Origin of the sequence: Serratia sp. JSRIV004, assembly GCF_019968705.1 — a bacterium.
Taxonomy (GTDB): domain Bacteria; phylum Pseudomonadota; class Gammaproteobacteria; order Enterobacterales; family Enterobacteriaceae; genus Chania; species Chania fonticola_B.
The window spans coordinates 5,621,161-5,637,504 of sequence record NZ_CP074140.1; the positions used below are offsets into that span (position 1 = coordinate 5,621,161).

Here is a 16,344-nt window from a genome sequence, read left to right on the forward strand (position 1 = left end):
TGGTTAAGGTTAACCAAGGGGCACGGCACCAATTTTTATTACTTCCCAGGGAAATTTATGTTCACCGACACCATCAACAAATGTGCTGCCAACGCGGCACGCATCGTCAAACTGGCCAAAGAGAGTCCGCTCGGCTTCTGGATCAGTTCCGCTATGGCCGGGGCCTATGTCGGCCTTGGCATCATCCTGATCTTTACCCTCGGCAACCTGGTGGATCCGTCTATCCGTCCGTTGGTCATGGGTGCCACCTTCGGGATCGCACTGACGCTGGTGATTATCGCCGGTTCAGAGCTGTTCACTGGCCACACCATGTTTCTGATGCTGGGCGTCAAAGCCGGTACCATCAAGCACCGCCAGATGTGGGCCGTGCTGCCACAAACCTGGTTGGGTAACCTGCTCGGTTCGGTGCTGGTCGCGCTGATGTATTATTACGGCGGCGGTAGCCTGCTGCCGATGGATACCAGCCTGGTGCATACCGTGGCGCTGGCCAAAACCACCGCCCCGGCAGAAGTGCTGTTCTTCAAAGGCGTGCTGTGTAACTGGCTGGTTTGCCTGGCGATCTGGATGGCACTGCGCGTTGAAGGCGCGGCCAAATTCATCGCCATCTGGTGGTGTTTGCTGGCGTTTATCGCTTCCGGTTACGAGCACTCGGTGGCTAACATGACGCTGTTTGCCCTGTCCTGGTTCGGCCACCACAGCGAAGCCTATACCCTGAGCGGTATCGGTCATAACCTGCTGTGGGTGACTCTGGGCAATATGGTCTCTGGTGCCGTCTTTATGGGCCTCGGTTACTGGTATGCCACACCACGTGCCCAACGTCCACAGGCTGAGATTGCCGCCGCTCGCCAAACCGCATAATGATTTTTGGGGTGAGCAATCGCCCCCGTTAGCCACTTCTCCGAGGATTGCCGATGGATTACTTACCCATTTTCTGCCAACTGCAACACAAAGCCTGCCTGCTGGTCGGCGGCGGGGAAGTCGCTGAACGTAAGGCTCGCCTGCTGCTGGACGCCGGTGCGCAGTTAACCGTCAACTCGCTCGAATTCAGTGAGCAATTCCTGATCTGGGCCGAACAGGGCCAGGTGACTCTGGTAGAAAGTGAGTTTTCTGCCGACTTGCTGGCAGAAAAATGGTTAGTGATTGCCGCCACCGATCGGGTGGAAGTCAACGCCCTGGTCTATCAGTGCGCCAACCAACAGCAGGTGTTCTGCAACGTGGTGGACGACCCCAAACGCGCCAGCTTTATCATGCCTTCGATTATCGATCGTTCGCCGATTATGGTGGCCGTTTCTTCCGGGGGCAAAGCCCCGGTGCTGGCACGTCTGCTACGGGAAAAACTGGAAGCCATTCTGCCGCAGCATCTGGGTCAACTGGCTCAGTTGGCGGGTTCATTGCGCCAGCGGGTGAAGCAGGAGTTTGCCAGCATTGGCGCTCGTCGCCGCTTCTGGGAAAGGTTGTTCGTACACGACAGACTGGCGCAGTCCCTGGCCAACGGCGATACCCCGCAGGCCAACCAGCAGGTTGAAAAGCTGTTCGCCGATCGGCCTGAAGAACAGGGTGAAGTGGTGCTGGTAGGTGCAGGCCCCGGCGATGCTGGCCTGCTGACGCTGAAAGGTCTGCAGCAGATCCAACAGGCTGACGTTGTCGTTTACGACCGCCTGGTCTCTGAAGAAATTATGGCCCTGGTGCGCCGCGATGCCGAGCGTATCTTTGTAGGCAAGCGTGCCGGATATCACTGCGTACCTCAGGAACACATCAATCAGATCCTGGTGGAGCAGGCCAGACGAGGCCTGCGTGTCGTCCGGCTAAAAGGGGGCGACCCCTTCATCTTTGGCCGGGGTGGCGAAGAACTGGAAACGCTGGCCGAAGCGAATATTCCCTTCTCGGTAGTGCCGGGGATCACTGCGGCTTCGGGTTGTTCGGCTTACAGCGGCATCCCCCTCACCCACCGCGATCACGCGCAAAGCGTGCGTTTGGTGACGGGCCACGCCAAGGCCGACGGCGGATTGGACTGGGCACAGCTTGCCGCCAAACAGCAGACGCTGGTGTTCTATATGGGGCTAACTCAGGCGGCAGAAATCCAGCAGCAGCTGATCGCTCACGGTATGGCGGCCTCAATGCCCGTAGCTCTGGTCGAAAACGGCACCTCAACTCGCCAACGTGTGATAGAAGGCGAGCTGGCGCAACTGGGTGAGCTAGCCAAACAGGCTGCCAGCCCAAGCCTGATTATCGTTGGCAGCGTTGTCAGCCTGCGCAGCAAGCTGAACTGGAATGCCTGCCGGGAAACACCAGCAGATTTGAGCAAAATAGCATAAAAAAAGCGACCCTTTGGCCGCTTCAGATAGGTAGTAATGTTGCTAAGTTTGTCGTTACCAAACAGGTTCGATCCCAGGGGGGCCGCATGCGGCGCCCCTACTGGCTGAGACTCTGTCTACATCCATTAAGGATGCGGTACAAAACCTACGGCTTCATATACCTTCGCCAAGGTTTCCTGCGCACGAGCACGGGCTTTCGCTGCGCCATCACGCATCACCTGCTGTAACAGAGCCTCATCGTTGCGGAAACGGTGATAACGCTCTTGCAGCTCGACCAACATACCAGATACGGCCTCTGCTACGGCGCCCTTCAGGTGACCATACATCTGGCCCTCAAACTCGGCTTCCAGCTGAGCAATGCTCTTGCCGGTCACGCCGGCAAGGATATCCAACAGGTTGGATACCCCCGCTTTATTGGCAACGTCGTAACGAATGACCGGCGGATCCTGGGAATCGGTCATCGCACGTTTGATCTTCTTGGTCACCGCCTTCGGATCTTCCAGCAGGCCGATCACGTTGTTACGGTTATCGTCCGACTTGGACATCTTCTTGGTCGGCTCCTGCAGCGACATCACGCGCGCACCGGATTTCGGAATAAACGGCTCCGGCACCTTGAACACGTCGCCATACAGCGCGTTGAAGCGCTGGCCGACATCACGGCTCAGTTCCAGATGCTGTTTCTGATCTTCACCGACCGGCACCTGATTGGTCTGATACAGCAGAATGTCTGCCGCCATCAGCACCGGATAGCTGAACAGACCGGCGTTGATGTTTTCCGCATAGCGCGACGACTTGTCTTTGAACTGGGTCATGCGGCTCAGTTCGCCGAAATAGGTGTAGCAGTTCAGCACCCAGCTCAGTTGCGTATGTTCCGGCACATGAGACTGCACGAAGATGGTACTTTTCTCTGGATCGATGCCACAGGCCAGGTACAGCGCCAGCGTATCCAGGGTGGCTTTACGCAGCTGTTGTGCATCCTGACGCACGGTGATGGCATGCAGATCGACGATGCAGTAGATGCAATCGAACTCGTCCTGCAACTGCACCCACTGGCGCAGCGCCCCCATGTAGTTGCCGATAGTCAGTTCACCGGACGGCTGCGCGCCGCTGAAAACGATGGGCTTACTCATAGTTAAATTTCCCGATCTTCTAAAGATGACAGCCCAAGTGCGGGCAACAAATCGGCGAAGCGCTCCAACACGCGGTCGGGGTGGCTCAGGGCGATCGCTTCACCGTAGTTATATCCGTAAGTCAGACCGACGCTCGGGCAACCTGCCGCCTGCGCCGCCTGAATGTCATTGCGCGAATCCCCGACGAACAACACTTCACCGGCCCGCAGGCCAAGCTTGCCGAACACCAGATACAGCGGGGCAGGATGTGGCTTTTTCTCCACCACGTCGTCACCGCCGATGATCAGCGAGAAAAAGTCGATAATGCCGAGCGCCGTCAGCAAAGGGGCTACAAAGGGTGTCGGCTTGTTGGTGACCAGCGCTAGCGGGTAGCCAAGCTTGGCCAACCGGGCCAGCGTCTCTATTACCTGTGGAAACAGGCGGCTGCCGCTTTCTACGGTTTGCCCATAGAAATGGTCGAAACGTTGACGCATTTGCAGGCACAGCTCTGGCGTGGCTTCCACCTCTGCCCAGCGCAGCGCACGCTGGACCAGCACATCGGCACCGTTACCAATCCAGGTGCCAACACGGGCCTCACCGGCCTGCGGCAGACCCATTTCCGCCAACGCCATATCGATGGCCGCCGCCAAACCCGGCGCACTGTCTACCAGCGTGCCGTCGAGATCGAAGGCCAGACCACGGATAGCGCTAAAATCAGCCATGACTCACCTTGGCCAGCTCGCTGCGCATTTGATCAATCACCGCGCGGTAATCCGGCTTGCCAAAGATGGCCGAGCCTGCCACGAACATGTCCGCACCCGCCGCTGCGATCTCGGCAATGTTGTCTACCTTCACGCCGCCGTCCACTTCCAGGCGAATGTCGCGGCCGCTTTCGTCGATCAGTTTGCGAACCTGACGCAGCTTGTCTAACGTGCCATGGATAAAGGATTGACCACCAAAACCAGGGTTGACCGACATCAGCAGGATCACGTCGATCTTGTCCATCACGTAATCGAGATAGCTCAACGGGGTCGCAGGGTTAAACACCAGGCCCGCCTTGCAGCCGTTCTCTTTGATCAGTTGGATGGTACGGTCGACGTGTTCAGAAGCTTCAGGATGGAAAGAGATGTAGGTTGCCCCCGCCTTGGCAAAGTCCGGCACGATGCGATCGACCGGTTTTACCATCAGATGGACGTCAATCGGTGCGGTAATGCCGTAATTGCGCAAGGCTTCGCACACCATTGGCCCGATCGTCAGATTAGGCACGTAGTGGTTATCCATCACGTCAAAATGCACCACGTCGGCACCGGCGGCCAACACTTTGGCAGTATCTTCACCCAGGCGGGCAAAATCTGCAGACAGAATGGACGGGGCAATCAAAAACTTTTTCATCCGCTTCTCCAAACGTAGGGGTCGAGTTATTCCGCTTTTTTATACAGCGCCAGAAGTTCGTTCACTTTACTGCGGCCTAAAATATTGCGGCTGATGGTGCGACGAGCCTTCACCACATGCAGCGAAGCATGCTGATACCAGTCACGCGTCAGTTCGGTGTCATGGTTGGAAATCAACACCGGCACCTGGCTTTCAACCGACAGCTGATGCGCAATGCGCGCCAGCCCTTGCTGATCGGCCAGGCTAAAGCTGTTGGTGTGATAAGCGGTAAAATTCGCCGTTGCCGACAGAGGAGCATAAGGCGGATCGCAATAGACCACCGCACCTTGGGTCGCCTTCACCATGGTATCGTGATAATGCTCGCAGACAAAAGTAGCATTGCGTGATTTTTCAGCAAACCAATACAGCTCTTCTTCCGGGAAGTAAGGTTTCTTGTAACGCCCAAACGGCACATTGAACTCACCACGCAGGTTATAGCGGCACAGGCCGTTATAGCAGTGGCGGTTCAGATACAGGAACAGCAGCGCGCGCCGATACTCATCGGCAGTGGTGTTGAACTCTTCGCGCAGCAGGTAGAACTGCTCTGAGTTATTGAATTCGTCGGTGAAAAGCAAGCGGGCATCGCGCACGAAATCACTCGTGCGCAGCTTAACGATGTTATACAGGCTGATAAGGTCGCTGTTGATATCGGCGAGAATATAAGCCTCGTACTCTGTGTTCAGGAAGACTGAACCCGCGCCCACGAAGGGCTCGATTAAGCAGTTACCCTCTGGTAAATGACGACGGATCTCGTCTATCAGCGGGTATTTTCCACCAGCCCATTTTAAAAAAGCGCGGTTTTTCTTCATGCCGTCAGTTAGCTACTTATTACAATTCAGAGCGGCGGATATGTACTCTGTTTCAGACAGCACATCAGCGCACAAAATTAATGATTATTTTTTCAGGTCTTGCTGTACTTGCTGTACAGGGCGGACCCATGGTTTTTTCGCCTGAACTTCCGCCGGCAGTGTGGCGATAGCACGCTTGGCCTCCGCCGAAGAAGCGTAGTTGCCGCTCACTAACACATACCAGGGTTTACCATCACGTTTGGTCTCGTACACCATAAAGTGTGGCAAATTCTGTTGCTTGGCAAAAGCATTCAACGTATCGGAGCGTGAGGCACTGCTCAACTGCAGCGTGTAATGGCTACCCGGTGCGGTTTTCAGTGAGCTTCCGCTGCCGCTCACCACACCACTCTTGCCTTTGGCCGGCGGGGTGTAAACCGTGGTGGTGGTCGCAGAAGGTTTGACCGATGCTGTCGGCTTGGTGGCTGCTGGCTTGGAGGCAGGCGTTTTATGCGGCTGCGTCGCAGCGGTTGCATTGTTATTCGCCGCCGGACGCGCGGCAGCACCGTTCATCACGGTTGCCGGAGCGGTTGGCAAAGCGGAAACCGGGGCATTGAGACTTTGCGCGGCAGCAGCATCAACCTGACCTTGCTGTGATGACAAGGCATCAGCCATGTTGCCAGGCAGATCGACACGCTCACCAGCACCGCCCTGTGGTACTACAGGTTGTGCTTCAGTCGGCGTGCTGGAGATAGGTGGGACACTAACAGTCTGAGGCTGAGAGGTACTGACACCGTTGTTATCGTTGGTATCCGTAGTGCCGCCCACAACGCCGTTGTTGCTGGTGGTCAGCGACGATGAGCCCGACAGATTGATGTCGCGGGTTGCCCCTTGTTGCGCAACCTCGTGCTTGGTGGGGGCCTTCAGCGCCGAACCGATACCGATGATCAGCAACAGCAGCACCAAAATGCCAATCCCAATCATCATATGCTGGCGTGAAACGGCAAAACGCGGCCCAGTTGCGGCTGGCCGACGTGAACGCGAAGGACGGCGATCGCTGGTATCAGGCCTGAGATCGTCTTCTGGTTTAAATTCATCCATCTGAAACCCTCCAACTAGAGGCAAAATCTCGCCACCCAGGTGGTTCGAGACTATTAACCCGATGATGGCAAAGCGATATCTTTCTCGCCTTACGCACAATTTTTATAGAGTCTAACAGCAGCCAAGCTACTGTTATAGCCCGCAAGCTCAAGCACTGTCGACCTGCGTCAAATTACGCCATCCATGGAATTGCCCGGCGGGCAAGGTACAGCCCGGATAGCAGCAGAGCAACGGCTGCATATCGACCTGGCGAAACATTAACGTTATTGAGTGTAACCGACTTACGCGCGCTGTGTTGGTAAACAGTCAGCGATGGATGCCAGCACCAGCTCATGGGCGACACCGCCACGAACTTCTGCTTCACCAATGCCCTTCGGCAATACCAAACGCAACGCCCCCGCCAACACTTTTTTATCACGCAGCATGTGTGGCAGATAGGCCTCAGGCGTCATTTCCTGCGGCCCGCAAACCGGCAACCCGGCGCGCAGCAGCAGCGCCTTGATCCGTTCAATATCGTCAGCCGAGAACTGGCCCAGGCGACGTGCTGTTTGCGCAGCCATCACCATGCCAGCCGCCACGGCTTCACCGTGCAGCCAGACACCGTAGCCCATTTCGGCTTCGATGGCATGGCCGTAGGTATGGCCCAGATTGAGCAACGCCCGCAGACCGTTTTCACGTTCATCGGCAGCCACCACTTCGGCCTTCAATTCGCAACAGCGGCGGATGCAGTACGCTAACGCGTCCATATCCAGCGCAACCAGCGCATCAATATTATTTTCCAGCCAAACGAAAAAATCACCATCGAGAATAATCCCGTATTTGATCACTTCCGCCAGACCAGAGGAGAGTTCACGCGCCGGTAAAGTACGCAGGCAGTCCAGGTCTACCACCACCGAAGCCGGTTGGTAGAAGGCACCGATCATATTTTTACCGAGCGGATGATTGACGGCGGTTTTGCCGCCAACGGAGGAGTCCACCTGCGAGAGCAGCGTGGTAGGAACCTGGATAAAACGCACACCGCGTTGATAGCACGCTGCGGCAAAGCCGGTCAGATCGCCAATCACGCCGCCGCCGAGGGCAACTAACGTGGTATCGCGACCGTGGGGCTTTTCCAGCAGCGCCGAGAACACCTGCTCGAGTACGGCCAGAGATTTATACTGTTCGCCATCAGGTAGAATCACCTGATCCACCACTACGCCGCCCTGTTCCAGCACCGACCGGATCCGCTCCAGATACAACGGTGCCAAAGTCTGGTTGGTGACCAGCATGACCTGTTCACCCGCCTTTAGCGGCATAAAAGAAGCCGGATCGTCAAACAATCCGGCGGCTATGGTAATCGGGTAGCTACGCTCCCCAAGCGTTACGGTAATTCTCTCCATGTCGCGCTCAGTTCTCGGTGTGGTTTATCCCCGCCAACGCGGGGAACACAATCAGAATTTCCGCATTTGCCCGCGGCCAACACGGAACCCGCTATCAGTTACTTTCCAGCATGTTGATAATCTGGTTGGCAACCACTTTAGCGCTTTGATCGTCGGTGCGGATAGTGACATCTGCAATTTCTTCGTACAACGGATTGCGCTCTCTAGCCAGCGCTTCCAGCACCTCACGCGGAGGAGAGTCTACCTGCAGCAGCGGACGCTTCTTGTCGCGCTGAGTACGGGCCAACTGTTTCTCGATAGTGGTTTCCAAATAGACCACGACACCACGCGCCGACAGGCGGTTACGCGTTTCACGCGACTTAACCGAGCCCCCGCCGGTAGCCAGCACAATCCCTTGCTTTTCCGTCAGTTCATTAATGACTTTTTCTTCACGATCGCGGAAACCTTCTTCCCCTTCCACGTCGAATACCCAGCCCACGTCAGCTCCGGTACGTCGCTCAATTTCTTGATCGGAGTCGAAAAACTCCATATTGAGTTGCTGAGCTAACTGACGGCCAATAGTGCTTTTGCCGGCACCCATAGGCCCAACCAGAAAGATATTGCGTTTCTCTGCCATGTTTTTCGGTATTACTAAGACAATTCGTTAATGATAACCCGCCCCGCCAATCAAATTAGCGGCGGGACCTAAACTGAAACCTCATGAGCGATAGTGCGAGATCAGACGAAAAATTATCTCAACACTCTTGGTAGTTTGGCAACCGAATAAATCACTATCCACGCCGCAGGAGGGAAACCATACGTTTTTAACGGCGTCTTATACCCTATGGATCCCAGGTTTCAGCCTGGAAGACGACGGGTACAGCATTAACAAAAAAACCTCGGTGCTCAATTCGGTAACCCTTGTAAGCTAAATCGGCCGCAGCGTCAAACTCAGATGCCTCTAAGGCACGAAAAAAAGTGCATTTGCTTGCCAACTTTTAAGCGTTTTCAACGGCTAGGATTTTGGACCAAGACCTCATGAACCGAGCATTGCAGCGAGATCTCCGCCTGGAGTTTATCTGAAAAAGTCACGGGATGTCGTGATTTGGCAGATTAACGGCAACTTTCGTCGGTTTCCCTCATTTGGACTTGGCGTCACCACCGTGCCAAACATCACGATCGAGACAATTTAGACTTTAACCAGTGTGGGCGTGATGAAAATCACCAACTCGCGCCTTTTATGCTGTTGGTTGCTGCGTTTGAACAGCGATCCCAGCAAGGGGATATCGCCCACGCCAGGGACTTTATCGGCCGTTTGGTTGCGCTGACGCTGAAAAATGCCCCCTAAGACGATGGTTTCACCATCTTTCACCGTCACCTGGGTTTTAATCTCCTGCTTGTCGATCGCCAGCGCCTCTCCTTCGCCCTGTTTGATCGAACGCCCGGGCATATTCTGGCTGATCTGTAACGCCAGGGTGATGCGGCCATTGGGTAAAATCTTCGGCGTGACTTCCATGCCCAGCACCGCGTCCTTGAACTCGATCGAGGTGGCACCGCTGGAACCGCTCGACACCTCGTAGGGGATTTCCGTGCCCTGCTTAATGCTGGCGGTTTGCAGATGTGCGGTAAGCAGGCGCGGGCTGGCGATAATCTCCACCTGATTTTCCTGCTCCAGCGCCGACAGCTCCAGATCCAGAATGCGCCCGCTGATGCGTGCCAGGTGGAAACCGGCCGTTATGGCGCTGTTCTCTACCGGCAGACCAACGCTGAAATTGTCTATCCGCAGCTTTTTGGCTGGCCTTTCTTCTGCCGCCAGGCCCCACCTTACGCCAAGCTCCCGCAAATTCTCGCTGCTGATGGTGACAATATGGGCAGCCAGTTGCACCTGTTCCAGCGGGGCATCCATCTCTGCCACCCAGGTTTTCAACTGGGCCAGCGCCTGAGCGGTGTCACGCAGCAGCAACGCGTTGGTGCGTCTATCCACCACGACGCTGCCACGCTCGGTCAATAATTTGCCACGTTGGCTATCCAGGCTCTGCGCTATCTCGCTGGCCTCCGCGTTTTGCAGCGTGATCGTCAGGTTGTGCAGCGACTCCTGCTGCGCCAAATCCCGCTGCCGACGAAGCAGCTCCTGTTCATCCGGCAGTGGGAAAACCATCATCACATTGCCCTCCAACGTCATCGTCAGCTTGCCCATGCGTAATACCACGGCCAACGCCTGCTGCCAGGGAACATTGTCCAACCGCAGCGTCAGATTGGTATCGACCCCCTCGGCAGCGACCAGGTTCAGATCTTGATACTCCGCCAGCGCCTGTAAAATCAGGCTGACCGGAGTATCATGGAACACCAGTGACACCGGCTTTTCCTGCTGCACACCCGCCATCACCGCCAAAGGGAGAACCAGCCACCCCACCAAAAGCCACTGATATCCTTTCATCACTTTTCCTTACGGTTTTTCCCCAACGTGAGCACCACACTACCCGTGCGTGGCCGACATGCTTCGGCCCTATCCTGCGCAACGAGTTCAAGCTGCCGGGGCTGGATCTCCATCACTTGCCAATCACCATCCAGCACACGCTGCTGGGGCAATAACCCCAACCACTGCCCCTGCGGGGTGACCACCCAGCCATAGCGCAAATCCGGCGTGCCAATAATCCCTTTCAGCCGCCAATCCTCCGGTGAAACGGCAGGATCGGCGCAGGCCGCCGTTAGCGGTGTCTGGAACGGATCGCGATACTGTTCAGCCCACAGCGGGGCCGAGAGCAACAGCCAAAACCACCACGCCTTATTCATCCACCGCCTCTTCTGAGCTAATCAGAGTCAGTTGAGTGGTTAACCCTTCGGGCTGCCTCTCGATCTTCATTTGCCCAATCCTGCGGGTGGAGGGCAGCGCCTCCAGCAAGCGCAGCAAGCCCTCGAAATCTAGCTGTAACCTTATCTTTTGTTGGGCTGGTTTCTCCTGCTGCTGGAAACGTAGCAGCCGCCCCCCAAGCTGATAGAGCTGAGTACCCAAATCCCCCGGCTCATCAGGCACGATCAACACCTGATGCCCCAACCGCTGCTCAAGCTCTGCTAACGGCGGTAGCTGGCTAAGTTGCTGCTGACGCTCTGCAATCTGGTGTACCAACTGCTGACGCTGCTCATCCAGCCTTTCCCACCGTTGCCATTCCCCCGAGATCAGCCCACTGCAGGCCAACAGCCCAACCCCGGCTAATACCAGCCATTGAGCCGCCAGCAACTGCCAACCAGGCCGGGCTAGCCAGGGGATCAGCCAGTCTGGCAGGGGCTTATCCATCCTGCCCCCAGCGTGCCGTTAGAGTGAACGCCAACCCTCCCTCCTTTCGTTGTGTGACTTCAACCAGGCGACAGCCCTGTAACAAAGGTAGCGCGGCCAACCGCCGTTCAAAGGTGACGATCTCCACATACGCCCCACCTTGCCCCCACAATGAGATCCCCTTGGGGTTCTCTTCAAACCCCGTGAGCCACAAAGTGTCCGGCAGCCTTACCGAGAGCTGCTGCAATAGCGACAGGTAACGCAGGTTGTGCGCTCGATTATGCTGGTAACGGGTGCTTTCTGCGGCCAAACGGGCCAGTTCGGCCATCTTTTGCTGAGTCTGCTGAATACGCTCTGCCAGCTCAGTGTGTTGCTGCGTTAAGTCCTGCAATATCAAATGTTGACTGGCCTGTTGGAAGAACAGCAAAAAGTAGGCTGCCGTGAGCATAGCCAGCATCAGCAGCAATTGAGCAACGAAGCAGCGTAACCAGAAGATGTAGCGCTGCCGCTGCCGTCTGAGGCGCCAGGGCAACAGATTGACCTGATACATCAGGCATCCTCGCGGCGCAGAGCCAACCCGCCAGCCAGAACAAACGCCATTGGCTGAGCGGGCAGCGGCGGGTATAAGCGGCTGAAAGCCGTGAACGGTGACCAAGGCATGGCACCCTCTGGCGCGGCCTCGTCCAGCACGCTGCTGTAATACACCTCTTTAGCCCCCATGGCTGGGCAAGCTGAACGCAGGGCTGCCAACGCTTGCTTGACGCCGACGGCTTCCCCCGCAGGCAAGACGCCATAAGCAAAGGACATCGCTCGCGGTGCTACCCATAACCATTCCGACTCCAGGCGATGCAGCAGCCCGGCATCGGGAGCCAAGCCGGCAAAGGCGGCCATCATACTTAGCGCATTGGGGGCGATATCGATCACCTGGGGATGCAGATCCGCCTGTTGCAGGCAATGCAGCCATTGTTGCAGCTCCTGCTGGCGGGCCGCGGTGAGCAGCAACTGATGGGTATTGGGCTGCGCCTGGCGGTAATCCATTGCTAACGTCTGGCTGTCTAACGGGAACTGTTTCAGACCCTGGGTGGTGATGTAGTCATGGCGAACCGGTTCCTGCAAGCGCAGATCCGGCAGGGGTAACGTCTGCTGTAAAACCCGCTGCGCGGGTAAAGCAATGCGTAAGGAAATATGTCTTGGTAACCGGCTACGCCACTGCTTGAGGACCGCCACCAGCATCGCAGAACTCTCTAAATGCCCGGCCCGCAGCGCCGAATACGGCAATGCCTGTTGCCACCAGTGGCGCAATTGCCAACCGTTACGCCGACGCTGCGCAGCCAGCGCTCTGATGCTGTGATCCTGGATATCCAACCCCACCTGCCACGTTTGAGAAAACATATTTCCCCCCACCTCCGTACCCTCAGATAACAAAAGAACATATCCATGTTGCAGGCTTGCCTTTATACTACCGCGCGGTTGTTTATAAACTGCCCAATTGACATGAAATGGGAAATCTCAGGTGAAGTTCGTAAAGTATCTTTTAATCCTTGCAGTGTTTTGCATCGTGCTGGGAGCAGCCTCGATTTTTGGCTTGTACAAATATGTCGAGCCACAGCTGCCCGATGTCGCAACGCTGAAAGACGTGCGGCTACAAATCCCGATGCAGGTTTACAGCGCGGAGGGCGAACTGATCGCCCAATATGGTGAAAAACGCCGTATTCCTCTCAAGCTGGACCAAATCCCACCGGTGATGGTGCATGCCTTCATCGCCACAGAGGACAGCCGTTTCTATGATCATCACGGGGTCGATCCCGTTGGTATCTTCCGTGCCGCCTCGGTCGCGCTGGTTTCCGGCCATGCTTCGCAGGGGGCCAGTACCATCACCCAGCAGTTGGCCAGAAACTTCTTCCTGAGCCCGGAACGCACTTTGATGCGCAAAATCAAGGAAGCCTTCCTGGCGATCCGCATTGAACAGATGCTGACCAAGGATGAAATTCTTGAGCTGTATCTGAACAAAATCTATCTGGGTTACCGCGCTTATGGCGTGGGTGCTGCCGCGCACGTCTATTTTGGTAAGGATGTCAGCCAACTGACGCTGAGCGAAATGGCCACCATTGCCGGATTACCCAAGGCACCTTCTACCTTTAACCCGTTGTACTCCCACGATCGCTCCGTAGCGCGTCGTAACGTGGTGCTATCGCGAATGCTGGATGAGCGCTACATCACACAGGCGCAGTACGATCAGGCCCGCAGTGAACCTTTGGTAGCCAATTACCATGCGCCGGAAATCAGCTTCTCCGCCCCTTATCTTTCAGAGCTGGTGCGTCAGGAGATGATCAAGCGTTACGGTGAAAACGCCTATACCGACGGTTACAAGGTCTACACCACCATCACCAAGCGGCTGCAACAAGGTGCGCAGGAGGCGGTACGTAACAACATCCTCAACTACGACATGCGTCACGGCTATCGCGGCCCGTCAAACGTGCTGTGGAAAGTGGGTGAGCCTGCCTGGGATCAGAAACAGATTGTCGATTCACTGAAGAACCTGCCGAACTACGGCCCGCTGTCTCCTGCGGTGATCCTGCAGGCGGATGCCGAACAGGCTACCGCCATGCTGGCCGATGGCAGCCGCATTGCGCTCCCCATGTCTGGCATGCGTTGGGCACGTGCGTTCAAGAGCGATACGCTGCAAGGCCCTACGCCGAAGCGCGTCACCGACGTGGTGCAGCCCGGCCAACAGATCTGGGTGCGTAAAGTTAACGACAACTGGTGGCTGTCACAGGTGCCGGACGTGAACTCGGCGCTGGTGTCGCTCGATCCTAATACTGGCGCTATCAAGGCGTTGGTCGGCGGCTTCGATTTCAACCAGAGCAAGTTCAACCGCGCAACCCAGGCGCTGCGCCAGGTGGGGTCCAACATCAAACCGTTCCTGTATACCGCGGCGATGGATAAGGGCCTGACGCTGGCCACCATCCTCAACGATCTGCCGATCACCCGTTGGGATGCCGGTGCCGGTACCGACTGGCGGCCGAAAAACTCGCCACCTACTTACGACGGTCCTATCCGACTACGCCAAGGCCTAGGCCAATCGAAAAACGTGGTGATGGTGCGGGCAATGCGCGCCATGGGCGTGGACTATGCCGCTGAATATCTGCAACGCTTTGGTTTCCCTGCGCAAAACATCGTGCATTCGGAATCGCTGGCGCTGGGTTCAGCTTCGTTCACCCCGCTACAGGTGGCTCGCGGCTATGCCGTGTTGGCCAACGGTGGCTATCTGGTTGACCCGTACTTCATCACCAAGATCGAAGACGATACGGGTAACGCGGTATTCGAAGCCAAACCGAAAGTGGTCTGCGATAGCTGCAACCTGCCGGTGATCTACGGCGATACGCATCGTTCAGCCATGCTTTCCGATGATAACGTCGAGAACGTGGCGGTATCGCAGGAAGGCAACAATGCCAACGTCCCGATGCCACAGCTTGAGCAGGTAACCCCGGCCCAGATGCAGCAAGATAACGACCAGCAGTATGCGCCACACGTGATCAGCACCCCGCTGTCGTTCCTGATCCGTGATGCATTGAACACCAATATCTTCGGTGAACCGGGCTGGATGGGTACCGGCTGGCGCGCAGGCCGCGATCTTAAACGCCATGATATCGGCGGCAAAACCGGTACCACCAACAGTTCGAAAGATGCCTGGTTCTCCGGCTACGGCCCAGAAACAGTGACATCGGTGTGGATCGGTTTCGACGATCACCGCCGCAATCTTGGCCGTGCCTCCGCTTCGGGTGCCATCCCGGATCAGATTTCCGGTGGTGAAGGTGGAGCGAAGAGTGCTCAACCGGCTTGGGATGATTTTATGAAGGTGGCGCTGGAAGGCCTGCCAGAGCAGAAAGTCACTCCACCGCCGGGGATTGTCAGCGTGACCATCGACAAGAGCACCGGCAAACTGTCCAACGGGGGCGGAGGTAGCCGTTCCGAGTACTTTATCGAAGGCACTCAACCCACGGAGTTCTCGGTACATGATGCCGGAACCACCCTGACAGACCCTGGTGGCGAAAGTCACGAGCTGTTCTAAAAACGACAATGGCCAGAGCAATCTGGCCATTTTTTTATCTTAACTGGCGGGCGCCGTATGTTGTGAGCCCAGGCGGATTTGACAGCAGATGAATCGATGGAGGGTTAGCGTGAACCGCGCAGGAATGCCTCTGCCAGGAACAATGCGCTGACATTGCGCGCCTCACGAAAGTCCGGTTCCGCCAGCAGTGCCATCATGTTGGCTATCGGCCAACGTACCTGGGGTAACGGCTCTGGCTCGTCCCCCTCCAGGCTTTGCGCATAGAGGTCGTGTGCCAGCACGATATTCATCTGGCTGGAAAAATAGGAAGGTGCCATCGTCAGTTTGCTGAGGAAATCAAAGCGCCCGGCCCCAAAGCCGACTTCTTCCATCAGTTCGCGGTTAGCGGCTTCCAACACTCCTTCGCCAGGATCAATCAGCCCTTTGGGGAAGCCCAGCTCATAGGATTCGGTGCCTACCGCATATTCACGGATCAGCAGCAAATCATCCCCTATCACCGGCACAATCATCACCGCTTCGCGTTCCGAAGGGCGCATACGCTCATAGACCCGCCGCACACCGTTACTGAACTCCAGATCGACCGACTCTACGTTAAATAAACGCGAGCGCGCGACCGTTTCTACTTTCAGAATTTTAGGTTTTTGCAGCTGTTTATCCATGATTGCCTCAAATAGGTTAACCGCCTAATACACTGAATACTCAGTACTCTCAGGCAGATAACCAGGATAATAATATGCGCGTTGTGGCAGACAGCAAAAGGGTCAACCACTGGCTAAACTCGATCTTGATCACATTGTGCGTTAATGGGAACCATTTCCGCAACGAGCTTAGCCTGTAATTTACTTTTTTTTAACAAACCTGACCAGCAGCTATCCCGGTGGATAAAAAAACAGGTAGGC

16 protein-coding genes are annotated in these 16,344 nt (G+C 56.2%); 3 read left to right on the forward strand and 13 right to left on the reverse strand.

What is annotated here, in order from left to right:
• Window positions 1-57: 57 nt before the first annotated feature.
• Together nirC and cysG are read left to right on the forward strand one after the other, a co-directional pair.
• Window positions 58-858: a nitrite transporter NirC gene (nirC, locus tag KGP21_RS26775; RefSeq protein WP_021807475.1), complete on the forward strand. Its 801-nt coding sequence runs from the start codon at window positions 58-60 to the stop codon at window positions 856-858.
• Between the two features lie 53 nt (window positions 859-911).
• Window positions 912-2,315 (forward strand): siroheme synthase CysG, encoded by a 1,404-nt coding sequence (gene cysG / locus KGP21_RS26780; protein WP_223498579.1) that lies wholly within the window; start codon window positions 912-914, stop codon window positions 2,313-2,315.
• A 125-nt stretch (window positions 2,316-2,440) separates the two neighbouring features.
• On the opposite strand, the gene trpS is transcribed toward cysG, so the two are convergent.
• The 12 genes from trpS to pilM form a co-directional block, all read right to left on the reverse strand.
• Window positions 2,441-3,445 carry a tryptophan--tRNA ligase gene (trpS, locus tag KGP21_RS26785; RefSeq protein WP_223536569.1) on the reverse strand — a complete coding sequence of 335 codons (1,005 nt, stop codon included), beginning with the start codon at window positions 3,443-3,445 and terminating at the stop codon, window positions 2,441-2,443.
• A 2-nt stretch (window positions 3,446-3,447) separates the two neighbouring features.
• Window positions 3,448-4,146 (reverse strand): phosphoglycolate phosphatase, encoded by a 699-nt coding sequence (locus tag KGP21_RS26790; protein WP_021807473.1) that lies wholly within the window; start codon window positions 4,144-4,146, stop codon window positions 3,448-3,450.
• Entirely contained in the window at window positions 4,139-4,816 is a 678-nt protein-coding gene (rpe, locus tag KGP21_RS26795; RefSeq protein ID WP_024482734.1) for a ribulose-phosphate 3-epimerase, read from the reverse strand. Before rpe ends, KGP21_RS26790 begins: the two co-directional genes overlap by 8 nt.
• 26 nt (window positions 4,817-4,842) lie before the next feature.
• Window positions 4,843-5,664 (reverse strand): adenine-specific DNA-methyltransferase, encoded by an 822-nt coding sequence (gene dam / locus KGP21_RS26800; RefSeq protein ID WP_021807471.1) that lies wholly within the window; start codon window positions 5,662-5,664, stop codon window positions 4,843-4,845.
• A gap of 84 nt (window positions 5,665-5,748) precedes the next feature.
• Window positions 5,749-6,741 (reverse strand): SPOR domain-containing protein, encoded by a 993-nt coding sequence (locus KGP21_RS26805; RefSeq protein WP_059199461.1) that lies wholly within the window; start codon window positions 6,739-6,741, stop codon window positions 5,749-5,751.
• A 281-nt stretch (window positions 6,742-7,022) separates the two neighbouring features.
• Entirely contained in the window at window positions 7,023-8,120 is a 1,098-nt protein-coding gene (gene aroB / locus KGP21_RS26810) for a 3-dehydroquinate synthase (RefSeq protein WP_021807469.1), read from the reverse strand.
• Window positions 8,121-8,214: 94 nt separating this feature from the next.
• Window positions 8,215-8,736: a shikimate kinase AroK gene (aroK, locus tag KGP21_RS26815; protein WP_005271698.1), complete on the reverse strand. Its 522-nt coding sequence runs from the start codon at window positions 8,734-8,736 to the stop codon at window positions 8,215-8,217.
• Window positions 8,737-9,288: 552 nt separating this feature from the next.
• Entirely contained in the window at window positions 9,289-10,536 is a 1,248-nt protein-coding gene (gene hofQ, locus KGP21_RS26820) for a DNA uptake porin HofQ (protein WP_223536571.1), read from the reverse strand.
• Complete coding sequence (locus KGP21_RS26825; protein WP_223536573.1) at window positions 10,536-10,892, reverse strand: hypothetical protein; 357 nt, start codon at window positions 10,890-10,892, stop codon at window positions 10,536-10,538. Before KGP21_RS26825 ends, hofQ begins: the two co-directional genes overlap by 1 nt.
• Window positions 10,885-11,394 carry a hypothetical protein gene (locus KGP21_RS26830; protein WP_223536575.1) on the reverse strand — a complete coding sequence of 170 codons (510 nt, stop codon included), beginning with the start codon at window positions 11,392-11,394 and terminating at the stop codon, window positions 10,885-10,887. The genes KGP21_RS26825 and KGP21_RS26830 overlap by 8 nt, the downstream gene beginning before the upstream one ends.
• Entirely contained in the window at window positions 11,387-11,923 is a 537-nt protein-coding gene (locus tag KGP21_RS26835) for a PilN domain-containing protein (protein ID WP_223536577.1), read from the reverse strand. Before KGP21_RS26835 ends, KGP21_RS26830 begins: the two co-directional genes overlap by 8 nt.
• Complete coding sequence (gene pilM / locus KGP21_RS26840) at window positions 11,923-12,765, reverse strand: type IV pilus biogenesis protein PilM (RefSeq protein WP_209523489.1); 843 nt, start codon at window positions 12,763-12,765, stop codon at window positions 11,923-11,925. The genes KGP21_RS26835 and pilM overlap by 1 nt, the downstream gene beginning before the upstream one ends.
• A gap of 121 nt (window positions 12,766-12,886) precedes the next feature.
• Here pilM and mrcA point away from each other — a divergent pair, with 121 nt between their 5' ends.
• Complete coding sequence (gene mrcA, locus KGP21_RS26845) at window positions 12,887-15,445, forward strand: peptidoglycan glycosyltransferase/peptidoglycan DD-transpeptidase MrcA (RefSeq protein ID WP_059199458.1); 2,559 nt, start codon at window positions 12,887-12,889, stop codon at window positions 15,443-15,445.
• 104 nt (window positions 15,446-15,549) lie between these two features.
• On the opposite strand, the gene nudE is transcribed toward mrcA, so the two are convergent.
• The gene (nudE, locus tag KGP21_RS26850) at window positions 15,550-16,104 is read right to left on the reverse strand and encodes an ADP compounds hydrolase NudE (protein ID WP_021807462.1); all 555 of its coding nucleotides are present in this window, start codon (window positions 16,102-16,104) and stop codon (window positions 15,550-15,552) included.
• Window positions 16,105-16,344 lie beyond the last annotated feature (240 nt).